Origin of the sequence: Streptosporangium oxazolinicum (assembly GCF_039537505.1) — a bacterium.
Classification (GTDB): domain Bacteria; phylum Actinomycetota; class Actinomycetes; order Streptosporangiales; family Streptosporangiaceae; genus Streptosporangium; species Streptosporangium oxazolinicum.
Map to the genome: position 1 here is coordinate 456,086 of NZ_BAABAQ010000002.1, position 20,537 is coordinate 476,622.

The following is a 20,537-nucleotide window of genomic DNA, read 5'->3' on the forward strand; positions in this document are numbered from 1 at the left end:
GGTGATCATCCGGTCGCACGTTACTATGCGTGACATCGCGCCCAGAGGTGAGACGTGGTCCCGGCGCGTGCCTGGGCCGGCTGGTGGCCTGCGGGGTGTTCGGCGGGCTGCTGGCCGCGATGGCCGCGCTGCCGCTGGTCGGCACGGCCGGGCTCACCGTCAACAACGTCACGAGGACCCTCACCGACCTGCCCCCGAGCCCCCGGGAGAACCCGCTCTCCCAGCGCACCGTGCTGCTGGACAAGAACGGCAAGCGGTTCGCCCAGTTCTACACGGAGAACCGGACGGTCGTGACGCTCGCCCAGGTCGCCCCCGTCATGCGTGACGCGATCGTGGCGATCGAGGACTCGCGCTTCTACGAGCACGCCGGCCTGGACATCAAGGGCACCCTGCGCGCCCTGATCACCAACACCAAGGCGGGCGGGGTGCGGCAGGGCGGGTCCTCGCTCACCCAGCAGCTCGTGAAGAACATCCTGGTCGAGAACTCCGAGAGCGACACCGAGCGCGCCCAGGCCCGCGCGCCCAGCGTCCAACGCAAGATCACCGAGCTGCGGTACGCGCTCGCGATGGAACGGAAGTACAGCAAGGCCCAGATCCTGGAGCGCTATCTCAACATCGCCTACTTCGGCGCGGGCGCCTTCGGGGTGGAGGCCGCCGCCCAGCGGTTCTTCTCGGTCCCGGCCTCCCGGCTCACCCTGCCCCAGGCCGCGGCGCTGGCCGGCGCGGTCCGCGCGCCGTACGCCACCGACCCGTCGCTGGACACCGCGCGCCGCGAGCGGCTGCGCGAGCGCAGGGACATCGTCCTGGACCGGATGGCCCAGCTGTCGTACGTCACCGCGGCGCGGGCCGAGGCCGCCAAGAGGCGCCCGCTCGCCATCCGCCTCAAGCCCGCCCCGGGCGGCTGCGACGGGAGCGTCTACCCCTACTTCTGTCTCTACGTGCACCGGGAACTGCTGACCAACACGGCCTTCGGCCACACCCGCGCGGAGCGGGAGCGCCGCCTGGCCAAGGGCGGCATCGTGCTGCGCACCACGCTGGCGCCGAAGGCGCAGCGGGCCGCGGAGCGCGCCATCGCCGCGCGGGTCGGCAGGAAGGACACCGAGGTCGCGGCCGAGGCGATGATCCAGCCGGGCACCGGGCGGATCCGGGCCATGGCGGCGAGCAAGCGGTACGGCAGCAACACCGGCAACGCCAAGAACGGTCCCAGCACCACCTACAACCTGCCCGCCGACATGGCGCACGGCGGCGGCCAGGGCTTCCAGGCGGGATCGACGTTCAAGGTGTTCACCCTGGCGACCGCGCTCGCCCAGGGCTGGCGGTTCGACCAGGGTTTCATGACGCCCGGCGGCTTCGTCCCCGACAGCGGTTTCGTCGACTGCAGGGGCCGCAAGGTCAACGACCCCGGCGCGGAGATCTTCAACGCGAGCGGCGAGGGCAAGGGCGGCCCGCAGAGCCTGTCCACCGGCACCTGGAAGTCGGTGAACATCTTCTACATGATGCTGGAGCAGCGGGTGGGCCTGTGCCCGGTCGTCACGACCGCCAAGGCTCTGGGCATCGCCCGCGCCGACGGCACCCCGCTGCGGGAGGTGCCGACCTTCACCCTCGGCGTGAACGAGATGGACCCGGTGACCGTGGCGTCCGCGTTCGCCGCGTTCGGGGCGCGGGGCCGCTACTGCCGCCCGACGGCGATCATCGAGATCGTCGAGCGGGACGGCAGGCGCGTCCGGATCCCGCCCAGCTGCGCGCGGGCGATCGAGCGCGACGTGGCCGACGCGGTCAACCACCTCCTGGCCGGGGTGTTCACCAAGGGGACCATGACCGGCCAGAGCATCGACCGCCCGGCCGCGGGCAAGACGGGCACCAACAACGGCTACACGTCGGCCTGGTTCGCCGGCTACACCCCCGACCTGGCCGCCGCGGTCAGCGTGGGCGACATCCGGGGCTCCTACCGCCACCCGCTGACCGACGTCGAGATCGGCGGCGAGTACTTCGGCGCGGTCCAGGGCGCCTCCCTGCCGGGACCGATCTGGGTCTCGTCGATGTCGGCGGCCCTCGCCGGTACGCGCGAGACCCGCTTCCACCACCCCGACATGGGCCGTTTCGGCGGCGGGTTCACCCCCGGCCTGGAGGAGGCCCTGGCCAGGGAGCGCGAGGAGGAGGGCGAGGACGCCGAGGGCCGTCGCGGCGCCCGGGGAGAGCGCGGACGCCGCTTCCGCGAGGAGTACAGGCGTTGGGAGGGGCGCGGGTATCGGCAGGAGCGGCGGTACCGCGAGAACGGCACGTACCGCCGCTACCGCGTCCCCCCGTACCGCGCCCCTCAGTTCGGCCCCCCGCGGTGGCGCGACCACCCCCGTTACCGCTACCGCTGACCGGTGCCCGATCCGGCGGGTGGGCCCCGGACGCCGGAAGCTCTTCGCCACCCTCGCCACCGCCGACCGCCGACCGCCCACCCGGGCACCCCGGGGACGGGCGGCCGGCGACCGGCGAGCGGGTGAGCCGCCCGGACGGTCGAGCAGCGGCTCAGCGCTTGACCAGCACCTGCTGGGTCGGGAGGAGCACCGGAGGCCGGGAGCCCTTCGCCGTCGCCGCGACCGGACCGCACAGCGCCTGCATGAAGTGGCCCGACATCGCGTAGTCGATCGCGTGCGGCTGCGGGTAACCGCTCGCGTCGAGCCGCTGGTACTTCATCAGGTTGATCCCCAGGGAGAGCTGGCGGCGGCCGTCCTCACCGGACAGGGAGACCGTACCCATGCCGAACACGGCGCCGTCGTGGCCCCAGAACCGGCCGCAGGGCAGGTCCTGGGCGTAGATGCCGAGGCCGTAGTTCATCACGACGTTGCCCTCGGCGTCGGTGACCGGCACCGTCGTCCGCATCTGGGCGAGCTGCGCGGGGGCAAGGAGCCTGCCGCCCAGCAGCTCACGGTAGAACCGGTTGAGGTCCTCCATGGTCGCGACGACCGCGCCCGCCGTGCCCGCCCACGACATGTCGTAGACGCTGTAGTCGCGCGGCGGGTCGATGTAGCCGTACAGCGCCTCGTACGCCTTGGAGTGCGGCCCCGGGATGACCGGCGTGCGCGGGAAGGACGTGTCGCGCAGCCCGGCCCGGCGGATCACGTGGCGGGTGATGTACTCCTCGGCGCCGGTGCCGGTCACCTTCTCCAGGAGCAGTCCGGCGATCACGTAGTTGGTGTTGGAGTACGACCACAGCTGCCCCGGCTCGCCAGTGCGCGGCGCCTCCAGCCCGAATCTCACCAGCTCCTGCGGGCGGATCCTGCGGAACCTGTGCTCGTCGAGGCTCTGCGGGGAAGCCTGGACGAAGGAGGGGAAGGCGCCCGCGACGTAGTCGCCGATGCCGCTGGTGTGGTTGAGCAGCATCCGGACCGTGGTCCTGCGGCCGAGGTCGCCCGGCAGGAGACCGGGGAGATAGCGGGCGACGGGAGCGTCCAGCTCGACGCGGCCCCGCTCGACCTGCTGGAGGATCGCCACGGCCGTGAAGGTCTTGGTGATGCTGCCCACCCGGTGGACCATCCGGGAGTGGACGGGCCGCCGGGTCCGCACGTCGGCGACCCCCGCCGCCCCGAGCCACTCCTCGCGCTCGTCCCGTACGGCAGAGTAGGTGCCGTACATGCCCGCCTCGTGGACCGCGTCGAGGCTCCGCCGGAGCGCCTCCCTGTCGAGCCCGGCCTCCCGGCCGGCCGACGCCGAGGGGCCGGGGACCGGCTCGGCGGACGCGGGAGGCGCGACGGCCCACGTCACGAGTATCGCGCTCAACCCGAGGCCGGCGATCGCCCGTCCACGGTGGGGAAGTCGCGCGAGAGTCATCGGCTGTCATCTCCTCAAACTCGGAATATACGACATGACGATCGTCGCAATTCCGGCGCGGCTCCCCCTCCTCTCCCGGGACGATCTGTTCCTCGTCCGCCGGGACGAAGACCGGCAGCGCGCCCCGATGCAAAATGTCACACCGGGCGCGCCGGGATGCCCGGCCCCGTCTCGGGCTCCGACGTCTCAGGCGCCGAGGCAGGCGGGGCCGAGGAGCTGCTTCAGGTCGCCCATCAGGGCCGGGGAGGGCGACACGCGCAGGCGGTCGTCGAGGCGCACGATGGTGGTCTTCGGGCCGTTGTGGACCTGCAGGTGCACCTCGGTGGTGCCGGGGTGCGCGGTCAGCACCTCCTTGAGGCGGCCGACCACCGGCGGGGTGCAGCGGGCCAGGGCGAGGCTGACGGCCAGCGGCCCACCGGCCTCGCGGGTCAGGTCGGGGGCCGTCACCTCCATCGCGATGATCTTCCCGACGTCCTCGCGCTTGTCCAGGCGGCCCTTGACGAACACGATGGCGTCCTCGGCGAGCACCGTCGCGCAGAGCTGGTACGCCGAAGGGAAGATCATCACTTCGATCGCGCCCTCCAGGTCCTCCAGCTGGGTCAGGACCCAGGTGTCGCCCTTCTTGGTGACCTTCCGCTGCAGGCCGCTCAGGATGCCGCCGACGGTGACGACCTGGCCGTCGGGGCGGTGCTCCTCCTGCAGCGAGGCGATCGAGCAGTCGGCGCCGGAGGCGAGGATGTGCTCCACACCGAAGAGCGGGTGGTCGGAGACGTACAGGCCGAGCATCTCCCGCTCGAACTGCAGCAGGGTGTTCTTGTCCCACTCGCCCAGCGGGATCTGCACGTCGAAGGTCTGGTCCTCGGCGCCCTCGATGGCGCCGAACAGGGAGTCCTGTCCCTGCGCCTCGTTCTTCTTGATCCCGATGATGCTGTCGACGGCCTGCTCGTGGACCATCACCAGGCCCTTGCGCACGTGCCCGAAGGAGTCGAAGGCACCGGCCTTGACCAGCGACTCGATGACCCGCTTGTTACAGACCACCATGGGGACCTTGCGCAGGAAGTCCTTGAAGTCGGCGAAGCGGCTCTTCTCCTTGCGCGCGGCGATGATCCCGTCGACCACGTTGCCGCCGACGTTGCGGATCGCCGACAGGCCGAACCGGACGTCGGTGCCGCGCGGGGTGAAGTCGAAGTCGGAGTCGTTGACGTCCGGCGGCAGCACCTTGATGCCCATCCGGCGGCACTCGTTGAGGTAGAGGGCCGACTTGTCCTTGTCGTCCTTGACCGAGGTGAGCAGCCCGGCCATGTACTCGGCCGGGTAGTTGGCCTTGAGGTAGGCGGTCCAGTAGGAGACCAGGCCGTAGGCGGCGCTGTGCGCCTTGTTGAAGGCGTAGTCGGAGAAGGGCAGCAGGATGTCCCAGAGCGTCTTGATCGCGGCGGCCGAGTAGCCGTTGTCCTTCATGCCCTGCTCGAACGACTCGAACTGCTTGTCCAGCTCTGCCTTCTTCTTCTTGCCCATCGCGCGGCGCAGCAGGTCGGCCTTGCCGAGCGAGAACCCGGCGACCTTCTGCGCGATGGCCATGACCTGCTCCTGGTAGACGATCAGGCCGTACGTCGTGCCGAGGATCTCCTGCAGCGACTCCTCGAACTCCGGGTGGATCGGGACGATCTCCTGCTGGCCGTTCTTGCGCAGCGCGTAGTTGGTGTGGGAGTTGGCGCCCATCGGGCCCGGCCGGTACAGCGCGCCGACGGCGGAGATGTCCTCGAAGTTGTCGGGCTTCATCAACCGCAGCAGCGACCGCATGCCGCCGCCGTCCAGCTGGAACACGCCCAGGGTGTCGCCCCGGCCGAGCAGCTCGTACGTCTTGCGGTCGTCCAGCGGCAGCTTGAGCAGGTCGATGGCCTCGCCGGTGTTGGCCTCGATCATCTTCAGGCAGTCGTCGATGATCGTGAGGTTGCGCAGGCCCAGGAAGTCCATCTTCAGCAGGCCGAGCGTCTCGCAGGTCGGGTAGTCGAACTGCGTGATGATCACACCGTCGGAGTCGCGGCGCATGATCGGGATGTAGTCGGTCAGCACCTCCGACGACATGATCACCCCGGCGGCGTGCACGCCGGTCTGCCGGATCAGGCCCTCCAGGCCCCTGCCCAGGTCCATCGCCGACTTGACGTCGACGTCCTCCTCGTACAGCCTGCGCAGCTCACCGGCCTCGTTGTAGCGCGGGTGGTCGGAGTCGAAGATGCCCGACAGCGGGATGTCCTTGCCCATCACCGCGGGCGGGAACGCCTTGGAGACCTTGTCGCCCAGCGCGTACGGGTGCCCGAGGACGCGGGCCGCGTCCTTGATGGCAGCCTTCGCCTTGATGGTGCCGAAGGTGGCGATCATGGCGACCTTGTCGGCGCCGTACTTCTCCGTCACGTAGCGGATCACGTCACCGCGCCTGCGCTCGTCGAAGTCGATGTCGACGTCGGGCATGGAGACGCGGTCGGGGTTGAGGAACCGCTCGAAGATGAGCCCGTGCGGCAGCGGGTCGAGGTCGGTGATGCCCAGCGCGTACGCGGCCAGCGAGCCCGCGGCCGAGCCTCGCCCGGGGCCGACCCGGATGCCGTTGTTCTTGGCCCACATGATGAAGTCGGCGACCACGAGGAAGTAGGAGGGGAACCCCATCTGCAGGATGACGTTCATCTCGAACTCGATCTGCGTGCGGTGCTCCTCGTCGACGCCCTCGGGGAAGCGCCGCCCCATGCCCGACCAGATCTCCTTGCGGAACCAGCTCTCCTCGGTCTCCCCGTCGGGCAGGGGGTAGGTGGGCATCAGGTTCTTGAAGCCGAACATGCCGCTCGGGTCGACCTTCTCGGCGACCAGCAGGGTGTTGCGGCAGCCCTCGGCCCACAGGTCCGAGGAGTCGACGGCGCGCATCTCGTCGGCGTTCTTGATGTAGTAACCGCTGCCGTCGAAGCGGAAGCGGTCGGGGTCGGACAGCTGCTTGCCGGTCTGGATGCACAGGAGCGCGTCGTGGGAGGTCGCGTCCGACTCGTAGGTGTAGTGGGAGTCGTTGGTGACCAGCGGCGGGATGTTCAGCTCCTTGGAGATGCGGGTCAGGCCGTCGCGGACCCGGCGCTCGATGTCGAGCCCGTGGTCCATGATCTCCAGGTAGTAGTTGTCCTTGCCGAACAGGTCCTGGAACCTGGCCGCCGCCGCGACCGCCTCGTCGTACTGGCCCAGGCGCAGTCGGGTCTGCACCTCGCCCGACGGGCAGCCGGTGGTGGCCATCAGGCCCTCGGAGTGCTCGGCGAGGATCTCGGCGTCCATCCGGGCCCACTTGCGGACGAAGCCCTCGGTGTAGGCGCGCGAGGAGAGCTTCATCAGGTTGCCCAGGCCGGTGGCGTTCTTCGCCCAGATGGTCATGTGGGTGTAGTAGCCACCCGCCGAGACGTCGTCGCGCTTCTGGTGCGGCTCGCCCCACAGCACCGGCTTCTTCTGGTGCCGGGAGGCCGGGGCGACATAGGCCTCGATGCCGATGATCGGCTTGATCCCGGCCCCGGTCGCCTGCTTGTAGAAGTCGTAGGCGCCGTGCATGTTGCCGTGGTCGGTGATCGCGATGGCGGGCATGCCCAGGTCACCGACCTGTTTGAACATCTGCTTCAAACGGGCGGCCCCATCCAGCATGGAGTATTCCGTGTGAACGTGCAGATGCACAAACGAGTCTGACATGCGGCCCCGTCCTCCCCTAGTCGCACCGTCGGCGAGGAAAGCGTATCCAAATCTGAGTTTCGAAAGTGACTCATGCGCTTCGGGTCACCTCCCGTTCTGGCGCCCCCTCACTCCCGGGACGCCTCGGTCCCGAGTGTCTCCGTACCCCGATCCGCGCCTCGGGACCGGGGCGCGGACCGGTGTTCCTCGGCGAGGTGGAGACCCGCCTCGATGACGGCGTTCATGATGGGGGCGAGCCTGGCCTCGCCCAGGACGGGGGCGCGGCGCGCCATCTCGGCGACCAGGCGGCGCTCGCGGTCGGCGTCGCGACCGGCGAAGCCCCCGACGGGCTTGAGGCGCTGGATGGTCCCGGCCAGTTCGGCGCGGCGTTCCAGGAGGACGGCGAGGGCGGCGTCGACGCGGTCGATGGCCTCGCGGGCGGCGACGACCGAGTCGGGGCTCTCCCTGCGGGTGAGGGCGCCGACGATCCGCACGGCCTCGCGGGCGGCCAGCGCGTCCCGCTCGCCGGCGGAGGGGTCCAGCAGCAGGCCGTCGGCACCGGCGGCGACCGCGGCGGAGGCCAGCGCGGGGTCGGCGCCCAGCCCGGCCAGGACGGGGTGACCCGATCTCCCGCGCGCGGCGCGCATCAGCGCCAGGTCGGGAGCGGCGGCGCCGAGGGGGGCACGGCCGCCGCTCTCGCAGAGCACGACCCCGTCGTTGCCCTCCGCCGCGCAGCGACCGGCGATCGCCAGCCACTCCTCCAGGGTCGCGGAGGGGTGACGGTGGAGGAGCACCGGCAGGCCGAGCCCGGCGACGGCGCGCACCAGCCCGGAGGCGCGCATCCAGGCCGCGCCGACCACCACGCCGTCGGCCCTCTCGGCGATCAGCGGCAGGTCCTCCTCCGAGGACGGCTCCACCAGGACCGGCCCCGCCCCCCAGGCTCGGGCCGCCGCCACGGACTCGGCCGAGGAGACTCCCCCGCGACGGTCTCGCAGGCTGATCCAGTGGACGTCCGCGCCCGGCCCGCCGATCACCACGGCCGGCCCGGCCCCTATCGTGAGCGCGCCCAGTCGCACCGCCACGCGTTCCGTGTGTACCGTGCACTGTGCGGTGGACGACATGAGTCTCCCCAGGTTCGGCCGACGCGCGTCCCGCGAGCCGGCGGCCGTTCGGAAAGGGACTTCGGACTTCGAACTTCGAACAGAACTTCACAGGGGGCTTCGGACAGAGAAAAAGGCAGAGACCTCGCGTCTCCGCCCGGTGCCGGCTCCGGCTGGTCGCTAGTTCACACTGTCACGACCGGCTCTCCGGAGCCGGCTCGATAAACGCGAAGTGACAGGTCACGAGGGCAATCCTAGGTCACCTTCCTGACATCCGCCACGTACTGGACAGTGCATCTCAGGATACGGACTTTTCTGCGGTAGGTGAGTCGATCACTTTACCGGGCTATGAGAGTATTCGGGGGTTCAGAAGGAGGTAAGCCGGTTGATGGCCGAAGCACAGCCCGAGGGGCGCCGTATCGCCTCCCGCTACCAGCTGCTCGAAGCCATCGGGCGGGGTGGCATGGGCATCGTGTGGCGGGCCCATGACGAGCTCCTCGACCGTGAGGTCGCGATCAAGGAGGTCCGCTACGCCGACATGCTCGGCGAGGACAACCAGGAGGACTTCAACCGGCGCACCAAGCGCGAGGCGCGTGCGGCCGGGCGCCTGACGCACCCGAACGTGGTGGTCGTCCACGACGTCATCGAGGAGGACGGGCGTCCCTGGATCGTCATGCAGCTGGTGGAGTCACGCTCCCTCGGCAAGGTGCTGCGCCAGGACGGGCCGCTGCCTCCGCGGCGGGTCGCGGAGATCGGCCTCAAGCTGCTGGAGGCACTGCGTGCCGCCCACGCCCAGGGAGTGCTGCACCGCGACGTCAAGCCGGAGAACGTGCTGCTCGCCGACGACGGCCGGGTGGTGCTGACCGACTTCGGCATCGCCACGCTCGAGGCCGAGACCGCGCTGACCATGACCGGCATCGCGGGCACGCCCGCGTTCATCCCGCCGGAGCGCATCAAGGGCGGCAGCGCGCAGCGCGAGTCCGACCTGTGGTCGCTCGGCGCGACCCTGTACGCCGCCGTCGAGGGCAAGCCCCCGCACGACCGGGGCGGGGCGCTGCCGACCATGCACGCCATCCTGAACGACGAGCCCGAGACCCCGGTCCACGCCGGGCCGCTGGCCCCCGTCCTCGAAGGGCTGCTCCGCAAGGATCCGGCGCTGCGCATGCCCTACAAGGAGGCCGTACGGCTGCTGCGCGCGGTGGCCGAGAGCGAGAGCGACCGGGACCGGCCCGCCAGGACCGCCGTCATGCCCACCGTGGATCCGGGGGAGGACGCCACCGATCCCGGGATCCGCTTCCAGCCCGGCGCCGTCCCCGAGACGGGCGCGAAGCTGGACTCCGTGCCCTCCGGCTCCAAGGAGGAGGCCGCTCCCGCTCCCCAGGAGAAGCCCCGCGAGAAGCCTCGCGAGGCCGCCGCGAAGGCACCGGCCGAAGCCGTACGGCCGAAGCCCGCGCCCGCGAAGCCCGCGTCCCCGAAGCCCGCCGCTCCCTCGGCGGCCGGTTCGGTAGCAGCCGGTTCAATAGCGGCCGGTTCGGCGGAGAAGGCGAAGGAGGCCCCGGAGGAGGCCGCGTCCGCCGCGAAGGGCGGCCAGGCTCCCGAGGCCGGAGCGGGATCACCCGCCTCGGACGCCGGGACGGGCGCACCGGCTCCCGAAGCGGGAGCGGGCTCGACGGCGAGCCGTCCCACCGGCGAGGCCACGCCCGCTCCCCCGGCGTCCTCCGCCGCCGAGGCCGCGCCGCCGATCCTGCCCAGATTCGCCCCGAAACCGAAACCCGCCACCGGCGCGAAGCCCACCCCGAAGCCCGAGCCCGAGCCCGCCCCGAGGCCCGAGGCCGCGGCGCCCCCGGTCCTGCCCAGGTTCGCGCCCAAGCCGAAGCCCGCCACCGGCGCGAAGCCCGAGGCCGCCGCCGACGTCGCACCGGCCCATGAGACGAAGCCGGGCACGGTGCCCTCCGCGTCCGCCGGCCTCGCCACCGGGAAGAAGCCCGCCGCGCCCACGACGAGCCGCGAGGGCGCCCCGGCGGCCACGGAGCCGGGATCCCAGCGTCAGAAGCCCGTCTCGCGTCCCAACCCCTTCCCGCCCGTGGGGCGCGAGCCCGCGCCGAGGCCGGAGCCCACCAGGGAACGGGAACCCGTCTCCGCCGCGCGGGAGGAGCCCCCGGCCCCTTCCTCCGGGGGTCACGAGACCGGCACGCCCGCCCCCCGGGAGCCGGGCACCTCCCCGGTGAGGCGGGGGCTGCTGGTGCTCGTGCCCGCGCTGCTGATCGTCGGCGGGATCGCCGGCTGGCTCGGCCTGCGCAGCGGCGACGAGACCCCGCAGGCCAGGCCGGGCGAGGCGGGCGCGTCCAGCGCGTCGGACGCCCCGAGCGGCGCCACCGAGACGACCCCGGAGGGCTCGCCGGACCCGGAGACGTCGCCGTCCTCCTCAGCGTCCCCTTCGTCCCCGTCGGAGTCTCCCTCGGCATCCCCCTCGTCCAGCCCGAGCCCCACCAAGACGGAGGAGAAGTCCGCCCTCCCCTCCGGGTGGAAGACGCACAAGGACTCCAACGGCTTCTCGATCGGCCTGCCCAAGGGGTGGGCCGTGGAGAAGCGGCCCGGCAAGCAGGTGTGGTTCCGCGGCCCCGACCGGACGAGCTTCGTCTTCGTCGAGTACGTCGACAAGGCGGGCCCCGACCCGAAGAAGGACTGGGAGAACCAGGAAAGTGTCGTCCGGGGCAACTTCTCCGGCTACGAGCGGATCAGGATCGCGAACGTCAAGTACATGGTGAAGGCCGCCGACTGGGAGTTCACCTGGAACACCAACTCGGGCAAGGCTCGCGTGATCAACCGGGGGTTCGTCACCAAGGGCGGCCGGGGGTACGCGATTTACTGGCATACCCTGGCCAAGGACTGGAAGAAGAACATGCACTTCTTCGAGGGGTTCACCGCGACCTTCTCTTCGAAGAAGTGAGCGGGGGCCCTACCGCCCGCGGTCGGTGAGCCTGGGAGGGCGGGGATGGCGGAAAGAAAGGTGGCGGGCCGCTACCGGCTGCTCGAACACATCGGCGAGGGCGGCATGGGCATCGTCTGGCGCGCCCACGACGAGCTCCTCGACCGGGTGGTGGCCGTCAAGGAGGTCCGCCACCGGGGGGTCGACGAGGCCACCCGCACCGACCTGAACCGGCGCACCATCCGCGAGGCCAGGACCGCGGGGCGCCTCGACCACCCTTCCGTGGTCATCGTGCACGACGTGGTCGAGGAGGACGGACGGCCCTGGATCGTCATGCAGCTGGTCCGGTCCCGCTCGCTGGGTGAGATCGTCCGCTCGGGCGGGCCGCTCCCGCCCGAACGGGTCGCCTCGGTGGGACTGCACGTGCTGGGCGCGCTGCGGGCCGCGCACGCCGCGGGGGTGCTGCACCGCGACGTCAAGCCGGAGAACGTGCTGCTCGCCGACGACGGCCGGGTGGTGCTGACCGACTTCGGCATCGCCTCCATGACGCAGGAGACCGGCATCACCCGTACGGGCGCGATGGTGGGCACCCCCGCGTTCCTGCCTCCCGAGCGGTTGCACGGGCTGCCCGCCACCCCCGAGTCGGACCTGTGGTCGCTCGGGGCGACGCTGTACGCGGCCCTGGAGGGCCGTCCCCCGTTCGAGCGTGCCACGGCCGCCGCCACCATGATGGCGGTCCTGCACGGCGAGCCGAGCCCCATGGCCCACTCGGGTCCCCTGTCGATGGCGATCCTCGGTCTGATGGCCAGGGATCCCGCCGCCCGGATGGTCCCCGACCAGGCCGAGGCCCTGCTCGGCCGCGCCTCCTCCCCAGGCTCCCCCGGCTCCCCCGGTCCGGTCTCCGGGCGGACGGCGCGTCCCGGGCAGCGGGCGTACGGCTCCCCCGGGTTCCAGACCGACCCGCCGTTTCAGAACCCGCCGCCTCAGAACCCGGCGTTTCACGACACGCCACTTCAGAACCCGCCGTTTCAGGACACGCCGCTTCAGGACCCGGCGTTTCACGACCCGGCGCCTCAAAACCCACTGCTTCAGGACCCGGCGCGGGACGCGTGGCGGCCGGGGTACGGGGACCCCCTGGGCGGCCCCGGGCAGCCTCGCCACCCGGCCGCGCACACGCACCCCGGACAGTCCCCGCACCCGGCCGGGCACACGCACCCCGAGCAGTCCCGTCCCCCGATGGGACACACGCGGCCGGAGCAGCTTCCGCACACGCACCCCGGGCAGTCCCCGTACGCGCACCACGAGCCGTACACGCACCCCGGGCAGCAGGCGTACGCGCAGGTCGGGCACGTCGGACACCCCGGACAGCAGGCGTACGGCTCCGAGCCCCCGCCTCCCGGCTCCTGGCCGGGGCGGGAGCGACACACGGACACGGGGGCCGAGCCCGCGCGGCGGGCGAGGGCGGGGCGGCTGGCGCTCCTGGCCGGGGTGCCCGCGCTCGTGGTGACGGTCGGGATCGGCTCGTGGCTGGTCCTGCGGGATCAGGGCGCTCCGGCGGACACCGGTGACAACCGGGCCGACGTCACGGCCCCGATCACCGACCCCACCCCCACCACGCCGCCGGAGGCGACCCCCACCCCGGAGGCGACCCCGACTCCGCGTCCGTCCAGGACCGTCCCCAGGGGCTGGCGGCTGCACCGCGACCCGATGGGCTTCTCCGTCGCGGTGCCCGCGAACTGGCAGGTCAAGCGGTTCTCCGGCCGCGACAGAGTGGAGTTCCGCGCCCCCGGCACGGGCGGCGTCCTGTGGATCGAGTCGACCGACGACCCGGAGAAGGACCCGGTCAGGCACTGGGAGAAGGTGGAGCGGGCCGGGACGGCCGACAACGTCTGGCCGGGCTACCGGCGGGTCGGCATCACCCCGCTGGTGTACCAGGGGGTGCCGGCCGCCGACTGGGAGTTCACCTACCTCAAGGACGGGGTCCGCACCCGCGTCCTGGACCGGGGCTTCCGCACCCGCGCCGACAAACCGTACGCGATCTACTGGGAGAGCCCGGACTCCTCGCGGGCAGGCTCGTTCTTCGACGTGTTCACCAGGACCTTCCGGCCGTGAGCGATCTGGAGAGGGCGCGTTTCTGGCGTACCCCGGCCCTGCCGGGGGTGGACCTCCTCAAGGCCAGATACGTGACCCACCGCTTCCCGCCGCACGCGCACGAGGGGTACACGATCGCGATGATCCTGTCCGGGGTGGAGGAGTTCGCCTACCGGGGCTCCGTCCACCGCGTGAGTGCGGGCGACCTGGCCATGCTCAACCCCCAGGAGGCCCACGACGGCCACGCGGGCGTCCCCGGCGGGTGGTCCTACCGGGTGCTGTACCCGTCGGTCGAGTTCGTCTCCGACATCGCCGACGAGCTGATGACCGGGCGCGGCACCCCCTGTTTCCCCGAGACCGTCGTCCACCACCCGCCCACCGTCGCGCTGCTGCGGGCCGCGCACGCCGCCGCGGAGAGGGGTGACGACCTCGCCTCCTCGACGCTGACCCGTACGGCCTTCGCCGCCCTGCTCGGCCGGTACGCCTCCCGCCGTCCCACGGGCGCGCCGCGCTGGGACAACGACCCGGCGGTGCGGCGCGCCCGGGAGATCCTGCACGAGCGGCTCGTCGACCCGCCCACGATCGAGGACCTGGCGCGGGCGGTGGACATGGGCCCCTTCGCCCTGATCCGGGCTTTCAAGGCGGCCACCGGGCTGCCTCCGCACGCCTACCTGAACACGCTGCGGATCATCCGGGCCCGGCGGCTGCTCCAGGCCGGCACGCCTCCCGCGCAGGTCGCCGGGGACGTGGGCTTCACCGACCAGGCCCACCTGAACAGGCACTTCAAGCGGACGGTGGGCGTGCCACCGGCCGCGTACCAGCGCGCAGGAACGTACAAGACCGGGACCTGAGACCGTACCTAGGCTCACTCCCCATGGAAACAACCACTGGCTCCTCCGCGATCAGGGACGGGCTGGGTGTGGGGATCGCCGTCGGGCTGTCGGGGGTGGCCTTCGGCGCCGCGGCGGTCACCGCGGGGCTCAGCGTCGCGCAGGCGTGCGTGCTGAGCCTGTTCGCCTTCACCGGCGCCTCGCAGTTCGCCCTGGTCGGCGTCGTCGCGGGCGGCGGCAACCTGGTCGCGGGCACGGCCGGCGCGATGCTGCTGGGCGCCCGCAACAGCCTGTACGGCCTTCGCATGGCCGGGGTGCTCGACATCCGGGGGTGGCGCAGGCCGCTGACGGCCCAGGGGGTGATCGACGAGACGACGGCGGTCGCCCTGGCCCAGCCGGACGAGGAGTCGGCCAGGACCGCGTTCCTGGTCACCTTCGCCACCCTCTACGTGACCTGGAACGCCACCACCCTGGCCGGCGCGCTGGGCACCTCCTGGGTGGCCGACCCCTCGGTGTTCGGCCTGGACGCGGTCGGCCCCGCGACGTTCCTCGCCATCCTGTGGCCCCGGCTCACCGGGAGCGGGGCCGAGGCCCGCGCGCTGCGCCTGATCGCGGGTGGCGGCGCGGCGGTCGCGCTGGCCGCGACCCCGTTCACCCCGCCGGGCGTGCCCGTGCTGCTCGCGTCCGTGGCCGTGCTCGCGGTGATCCTGAGGAGGCCGAAGTGACCGTCTGGTGGGCCGTCGTCGCCACCTGCGCCGCCTGTTACGCGCTGAAGCTCGCCGGGTTGTCGGCGCCGCGCCGCGTCCTCGACCACCCCGGGGTGCAGCGTTTCGCGACGCTGGTCCCGGTGGCCCTGCTGGCGGCGTTGATCGCGGTGCAGACCTTCGGTGAGGGGCAGGGGCTGCACCTCGACTGGCCGCGTACCGCGGGGCTGGGGGCCGCCGTCGTGGCACTGCTGCTGCGCGCCCCGTTCCTGGTGGTCCTCGCGGCGGCGGCCGTCGTCACCGCCGCGCTGCGCCACCTCCTGAGCTGAGACCGCCCTCCGCCCCGGGGGCGTCACGCCCCGAGCCGAGGTCGTCACGTCCCGGACCGAAAGCGTCACCTCCCGGACCGATGCCGCCACGCCCCGGGCCGGGATCGTCGCGGGCCGGGCCGGGGTGTCAGTGCCGCGCCGCGCTCCGGGCCGGGCCGGGGTCGTCGTCCCGCGTCGCGTCCGGGGCCTCACCTCGGTCGCCCGTGCCGCGCGGGAACCGTACGCGGAAGGTGGCGCCGACGCCGGGACGGGAGGTCACCGTGGCGTCGCCGCCGTGCGCGGCGGCGACGGCGGCGACGATGGACAGCCCGAGGCCCGCACCCCCCTGGCGGGCGCCGTCGCGGGGGTGACCGGCCCGGTGGAAACGCTCGAAGACCAGGGCGCCCTGCTCCTCGGTGAGGCCCGGCCCCTCGTCGGCCGTCTCCCCCTCGGGAGGCGGCCGTCCCGCGTCCGGCCCCCCGGAAAAGCACGGGGAGAAGCCAGGAGAAGCCGGGAGAAGGAGCGCGGCTCCCCTCGGGGAAGGAGACGGTCCGCTCCCCGGAGGAGCCCCCGGTTCACACCGGCGGCGGGCGACAGCGGCCGGGGCCGGTTCCTACGGTGGGACGGACCGATCGACCGGCCAGCGAGGAGTGCCCGTGCCCGACCAGATCCTGATCGTCGCCCGCCTCACCCCCGGCGGTTCCGGCGAGGTCTCCCGCCTCTTCGGCGAGTCCGACGCCGGCGAACTGCCCCGCGCGCTCGGGGTGACGCGCCGCGACCTGTTCCTCTACCGGGACCTCTACCTCCACCGCGTCGAGTTCGAGGGCTCCGCCGCCGAGGCGATGGCCGCGGCCCGCGAACGTGAGGACTTCCTGCGACTGAGCCGGGACCTCGAACCGCACGTCAGTCCGTACGACCCGGACACCTGGCGCGGCCCCGCCGACGCGATGGCGCGGCGGTTCTACCACTGGACCCCCGAGGAGCGCACCCTGTGACGACTGCCACACCGGCCGTCGACGACGGAGTTCCCGGTCGGCCGATGTGCGGGTCGGCTCCGGGTTCGCCCGGGGCGACGCGACATCGCCGGACCACGACTCGATGATCGCGAAACCGGTCGTCTGGTCGCCCACCCGGGAGGAGGCCGTCGCCGAAGGCCGACCGCGCGCTCGCCGGGGTGGTCACCACCGTCCCGCTGCCGCGCCCTGCCCGCACGATCGCGGTTCGCGGCGGGTGGGCACGGCACCGCACTCGTGGACGCCCTCAGGGGCGAGCAGGGACGTATACGCTGGTCTGCGTAAACTTTTCTGAATGCTGACGTAAATCCGGGGTACTCGCCACCTCATGACCGATTCTCAGGGGATCATCGGAGCCCGCTACCGCCTGCTCGAACGCATCGGCCGAGGAGGCATGGGAACGGTCTGGCGAGCGCGTGACGAGGTCCTGGGCCGCGAGGTGGCGGTCAAGGAGGTCATCCCCTCCCCCGACCTCACAGAGCCCGAGCGCGAGGTCTTCACCGTACGGACCCTCAGGGAGGCCCGCGCCGCCGGGCGGATCGGCCACCCCGGGGTGGCGACGGTCTACGACGTGATCGAGGAGCACGGGCGTCCCTGGATCGTCATGCAGCTCGTCGACTCCCGCACGCTCGGAGCGGTGGTCAGGGAGGACGGGCCGCTGCCGCCGATGCGGGTGGCGCGGATCGGCCTGGAGGTGCTGGGCGCGCTGCTCGCCGCCCACCAGGCGGGCGTCCTGCACCGCGACGTGAAGCCGGACAACGTGCTGCTCTCCAGGGACGGGCGGGCCGTGCTCACCGACTTCGGCATCGCCGTCCTGGAGGGCGACTCGTCGATCACCAGGACCGGCTCGCTCATCGGCACCCCGGCGTTCATCGCGCCGGAGCGGGCGAGCGGCGGACCGGCCGAGTTCGCCTCCGACCTGTGGTCGCTCGGCGTGACGCTCCACGTGGCGGTCGAGGGACGTTCCCCCTTCGAGCGGGCCCACCCGCTGGCGACGCTCAGCGCCGTCATGCACCAGGAGCCGTCACCGATGCGGTTCGCCGGACCGCTCGCCCCGGTGATCTTCGGCCTGCTCCGCAAGGACCCCGCGGAGCGCATGTCCGCCCGCGAGGTGCAGATCCACCTGACCTCGCTGGTGAACGGCACCGCTCCGCAGCCGACCATGCCCATCGAGCTGCCCGTCGAGCCGCTGGCCGGGCCGTCCACCGGGCCGTCCACGGCGATTCCCGTGGTGGCGGCGGTCCCGGGCCCGGACGGCGCCCCCACCACCCCGGCCGGGGCCATGCCACCGCCCATGTCGCCCATGTCGCCCATGTCGCCCATGTCGCCCATGTCCTCAGAACTCCCCGGACCCGAGCCGGTTCCGGCCTTCGCCCCCCGGAGGAGGCGGCGCCCGGCGATGGCCGCCGTGGTCGCGGCGGCCATCGCCATCGCCGCGACCGCGGGAGGGATGGCGTGGGTCGCCGTCAACTCCTCGCCCCAGGGCCCCCAGGAGCCGCCGACCTCGTCGAGCGTGGCGCCCGTCGACGAGAAGAAGCCCTCGAAGGAGCCCGAGCAGGCGAAGGTGCCCGCGCGGGACGACGGGGGCGAGACCTCCGGCCGCCCGGCCCCCGAGAGGGCGGGGAACGGCGACCCCGCGCCGCGGGACAGGCCGTCGGACAAGCCGACGGGCGAACCGTCGGAGAAGCCCTCGGGCAAACCGTCACAGAACCCCTCCGCGGAGCCCGAGGAGGACCCCGCCGACCCGGGGCAGGACGAGCAGGAGAGCCCGGAGGAGGGGACCGACGAGGGCTCGGGCCAGAACGACGCGCCGGGCGAGGGCCAGCAGGGCGACTCACCCGACCAGGTCGACCCCAACGCCGGGACGGCCGCGCTGGAGACGGGCACCGGGGGCGAGGCAGGGAGAGCCGGGGCGACCGGCGAGGTGCAGGGCGGCGGACAGCGTTAGGACTCGGCGGCGACGATCTTCAGGGCGTTGGCCAGATCGTCGGGGTAGGCGGTGCTGAAGGAGACCCACTCGCCGGTGGAGGGGTGCTCGAAGGCCAGGGAGACCGCGTGCAGCCACTGCCGGCTCACTCCCAGGCGCGCGGCCAGGGTGGGGTCGGCCCCGTACAGCATGTCGCCGACACACGGGTGGCGCAGCGCCGACATGTGGACCCGGATCTGGTGGGTGCGGCCCGTCTCCAGCTTGATGTCCAGCAGCGACGCCGCGCGGAACGCCTCGATCGTGTCGTAGTGGGTGATCGAGTCCTTGCCCCCGGCCACGACCGCCCAGCGGCCGTCTCCGACGGGATGGCGGTCGATCGGCGCGTCCACGGTGCCGCGGTGCGGGTCGGGGTGGCCCTGGACCAGCGCGTGGTAGCGCTTGTCGACCGTACGCTCCTTGAAGGCCCGCTTGAGGTGGGAGTAGGCGTGCTCGCTCTTGGCGACGACCATCGCGCCGGTGGTGTTGGCGTCCAGGCGGTGCACGATGCCCTGGCGCTCGGCCGCGCCGCTGGTGGCCACCCGGTGGCCGGTGCCCAGCAGGCCGCCGATCACGGTGGGCCCGGTCCAGCCGGTGGTCGGGTGGGCGGCCACGCCGATGGGCTTGTTGACGACGACGATGTCGTCGTCCTCGTACACGATGTGCATGCCGGGCACCGGCTCGGCCACCGGCATCGGGGCGGTGGGCGGCGGCGGGAGGACGACCTCCAGCCAGGCGCCACCGTGGACGCGGTCGGATTTGATCGCGGTCGAGCCGTCCACCAGCACGTCACCGGCGACGATCAACTCGGCCGCGCGCGTGCGGGAGAGGCCGAACAGGCGTGACAGGGCGGCGTCGAGGCGCTCGCCCTCCAGCCCGTCGGGGACGGGGAGGCTCCGCCGGTCAGCCATCGTTGTTCTCCTTCGCTTCCTTCGTGTCCTTCGTGGCTCCCGTGTCGCGCGTGCCGTCGATCTGGTAGCCCCGCCAGGCGAGGAGAACCGCCAGGATGCCCCCGCAGACGATCGCCGAGTCGGCGACGTTCCAGACCGGGAAGTGGCCGGGGAAGGTCTCGATGAAGTCGACCACGTGCCCCTGGAACGGCGAGGGCCTGCCGGGGCCGAAGCCCGAGGGCCAGCGGAAGATCCGGTCGGTGAGGTTGCCGAGCGCCCCGCCGAGCAGCAGGCTCAGCGTGACCGCCCAGGGCAGGCTGCGCAGGTTGCGCGCGGTGCGCAGGATCGCCACCACGACGGCGGCCGCCACGCAGGTGAAGATGATCGTCATCCCGGTGCCGAGGCTGAAGGCGGCCCCCGAGTTGAAGATTACCCGGAACTGGAGGAGGTCCGGGATGACCACGAGGGGTTCCCTGCCCTCCAGGGTCCTCAGCACGAGGGTCTTCGTACCCAGGTCGAGGGCGTAGATGATGGGAACGATCGTCGCGAGGACGGCGATCCGCCGCCCCGGGAGCGGGGCGGCGGCGACCGCCCCGTCCTCGGTGTCGCCGGCGGTCAGCGGCGCTCCTCCCGCTGCTTGCAGGCCACGCACAGCGTCGCCCTCGGAAACGCCTGAAGGCGCTCCTTTCCGATCGGCTGATGGCACGATTCGCACACTCCGTAGGTCCCCGCGTCGATCCGGGCGATCGCTCGCTCGTTCTGCGCGACCAGGTCGCGCGAGTTCAGGGTAAGGGCGATTTCGCGCTCGCGTTCATACGTCCGGGCTCCGGCGTCGGCCTGATCGTCCCCCGCGCCGTCGGTGACGTCGCTCGACGCGATCTCCGTCTCGGCTTTGGCGATCTCCGCGGTGAGCTCGCGGATCTCCGTGGCCAGCTGCCCCCGGACCTCCTTGAGCTCCTCGGCCGACCAGGTGACGACGGCGCCGTCCTGGGACGGCGCCACCGCGCTGTTGTCTGCGCGCACGGTCGCGGCCATGGCGGCCTCCTTGCTCGATGGACCGTCTCCAATGTGGTAAACGGTGCGGGCAGCTTAGGTCTCCGATAACAGAACGGCAAACGACCCGCCGCAATGTTTACCACTCCCGTAACATCCGGTCGCTTCCCCCTGATTCCGCCCGGCGGGCCTCAATACGGGGAAGCT

The 20,537-nt window shown here is 72.3% G+C and carries 15 protein-coding genes; 8 read left to right on the plus strand and 7 right to left on the minus strand.

The features are described 5' to 3' along the window. Positions 1-29 precede the first annotated feature (29 nt). Positions 30-2,369 carry a transglycosylase domain-containing protein gene (locus ABD817_RS07035; protein WP_344916204.1) on the plus strand — a complete coding sequence of 780 codons (2,340 nt, stop codon included), beginning with the start codon at positions 30-32 and terminating at the stop codon, positions 2,367-2,369. A 151-nt stretch (positions 2,370-2,520) separates the two neighbouring features. Here ABD817_RS07035 and ABD817_RS07040 read toward each other — a convergent pair whose 3' ends face one another. The 3 genes from ABD817_RS07040 to ABD817_RS07050 form a co-directional block, all read right to left on the minus strand. Further along, positions 2,521-3,822, minus strand: coding sequence for a serine hydrolase domain-containing protein (locus ABD817_RS07040; protein ID WP_344916206.1), 1,302 nt, complete (start codon positions 3,820-3,822; stop codon positions 2,521-2,523). 186 nt (positions 3,823-4,008) lie between these two features. Next, positions 4,009-7,530: a DNA polymerase III subunit alpha gene (gene dnaE, locus ABD817_RS07045; RefSeq protein ID WP_344916209.1), complete on the minus strand. Its 3,522-nt coding sequence runs from the start codon at positions 7,528-7,530 to the stop codon at positions 4,009-4,011. 107 nt (positions 7,531-7,637) lie between these two features. Continuing rightward, positions 7,638-8,591: a chorismate mutase gene (locus ABD817_RS07050; RefSeq protein WP_344916211.1), complete on the minus strand. Its 954-nt coding sequence runs from the start codon at positions 8,589-8,591 to the stop codon at positions 7,638-7,640. Between the two features lie 406 nt (positions 8,592-8,997). Here ABD817_RS07050 and ABD817_RS07055 point away from each other — a divergent pair, with 406 nt between their 5' ends. Genes ABD817_RS07055 through ABD817_RS07075 form a run of 5 tightly spaced genes read left to right on the plus strand, consistent with a single transcriptional unit; the run spans position 8,998 to position 15,492 of the window. After that, positions 8,998-11,559, plus strand: coding sequence for a serine/threonine-protein kinase (locus tag ABD817_RS07055; protein ID WP_344916213.1), 2,562 nt, complete (start codon positions 8,998-9,000; stop codon positions 11,557-11,559). Positions 11,560-11,604: 45 nt separating this feature from the next. Next, on the plus strand, positions 11,605-13,650 hold the full coding sequence (locus ABD817_RS07060; protein ID WP_344916215.1) for a protein kinase domain-containing protein: 2,046 nt from the start codon (positions 11,605-11,607) through the stop codon (positions 13,648-13,650). After that, a complete protein-coding gene (locus tag ABD817_RS07065; protein WP_344916217.1) occupies positions 13,647-14,480 on the plus strand; it encodes an AraC family transcriptional regulator in 834 nt (277 codons plus the stop codon). The genes ABD817_RS07060 and ABD817_RS07065 overlap by 4 nt, the downstream gene beginning before the upstream one ends. A 23-nt stretch (positions 14,481-14,503) precedes the next feature. Next, the gene (locus ABD817_RS07070) at positions 14,504-15,184 is read left to right on the plus strand and encodes an AzlC family ABC transporter permease (protein WP_344916219.1); all 681 of its coding nucleotides are present in this window, start codon (positions 14,504-14,506) and stop codon (positions 15,182-15,184) included. Continuing rightward, a complete protein-coding gene (locus ABD817_RS07075) occupies positions 15,181-15,492 on the plus strand; it encodes an AzlD domain-containing protein (protein ID WP_344916221.1) in 312 nt (103 codons plus the stop codon). The genes ABD817_RS07070 and ABD817_RS07075 overlap by 4 nt, the downstream gene beginning before the upstream one ends. A gap of 127 nt (positions 15,493-15,619) precedes the next feature. Here ABD817_RS07075 and ABD817_RS07080 read toward each other — a convergent pair whose 3' ends face one another. Further along, positions 15,620-15,871, minus strand: a complete 252-nt coding sequence (locus tag ABD817_RS07080; RefSeq protein WP_425583302.1) for an ATP-binding protein — start codon at positions 15,869-15,871, stop codon at positions 15,620-15,622. Between the two features lie 256 nt (positions 15,872-16,127). Between ABD817_RS07080 and ABD817_RS07085 the strand changes: the two genes are divergently transcribed. Continuing rightward, on the plus strand, positions 16,128-16,466 hold the full coding sequence (locus ABD817_RS07085) for a TcmI family type II polyketide cyclase (RefSeq protein WP_344916224.1): 339 nt from the start codon (positions 16,128-16,130) through the stop codon (positions 16,464-16,466). 346 nt (positions 16,467-16,812) lie between these two features. Beyond that, a complete protein-coding gene (locus tag ABD817_RS07090; RefSeq protein WP_344916226.1) occupies positions 16,813-18,432 on the plus strand; it encodes a serine/threonine-protein kinase in 1,620 nt (539 codons plus the stop codon). Here ABD817_RS07090 and ABD817_RS07095 read toward each other — a convergent pair. From ABD817_RS07095 to ABD817_RS07105, 3 genes are read right to left on the minus strand one after another with little or no spacing between them, the layout of a single operon-like run. Then, on the minus strand, positions 18,429-19,358 hold the full coding sequence (locus ABD817_RS07095) for an RluA family pseudouridine synthase (protein WP_344916228.1): 930 nt from the start codon (positions 19,356-19,358) through the stop codon (positions 18,429-18,431). The genes ABD817_RS07090 and ABD817_RS07095 overlap by 4 nt on opposite strands. Continuing rightward, positions 19,351-19,989: a signal peptidase II gene (locus ABD817_RS07100; protein ID WP_344916230.1), complete on the minus strand. Its 639-nt coding sequence runs from the start codon at positions 19,987-19,989 to the stop codon at positions 19,351-19,353. Before ABD817_RS07100 ends, ABD817_RS07095 begins: the two co-directional genes overlap by 8 nt. Continuing rightward, the gene (locus ABD817_RS07105) at positions 19,953-20,372 is read right to left on the minus strand and encodes a TraR/DksA family transcriptional regulator (protein WP_344916232.1); all 420 of its coding nucleotides are present in this window, start codon (positions 20,370-20,372) and stop codon (positions 19,953-19,955) included. Before ABD817_RS07105 ends, ABD817_RS07100 begins: the two co-directional genes overlap by 37 nt. Positions 20,373-20,537 lie beyond the last annotated feature (165 nt).

Coding starts and splice junctions, on each gene's coding strand:
- ABD817_RS07040 (WP_344916206.1), bottom strand. CDS start 3,822: ATGACTCTCGCGCGACTTCCCCACCGTGGACGGGCGATCGCCGGCCTC.
- dnaE (WP_344916209.1), bottom strand. CDS start 7,530: ATGTCAGACTCGTTTGTGCATCTGCACGTTCACACGGAATACTCCATG.
- ABD817_RS07055 (WP_344916213.1), top strand. CDS start 8,998: ATGGCCGAAGCACAGCCCGAGGGGCGCCGTATCGCCTCCCGCTACCAG.
- ABD817_RS07060 (WP_344916215.1), top strand. CDS start 11,605: ATGGCGGAAAGAAAGGTGGCGGGCCGCTACCGGCTGCTCGAACACATC.
- ABD817_RS07070 (WP_344916219.1), top strand. CDS start 14,504: ATGGAAACAACCACTGGCTCCTCCGCGATCAGGGACGGGCTGGGTGTG.
- ABD817_RS07090 (WP_344916226.1), top strand. CDS start 16,813: ATGACCGATTCTCAGGGGATCATCGGAGCCCGCTACCGCCTGCTCGAA.
- ABD817_RS07095 (WP_344916228.1), bottom strand. CDS start 19,358: ATGGCTGACCGGCGGAGCCTCCCCGTCCCCGACGGGCTGGAGGGCGAG.
- ABD817_RS07105 (WP_344916232.1), bottom strand. CDS start 20,372: ATGGCCGCGACCGTGCGCGCAGACAACAGCGCGGTGGCGCCGTCCCAG.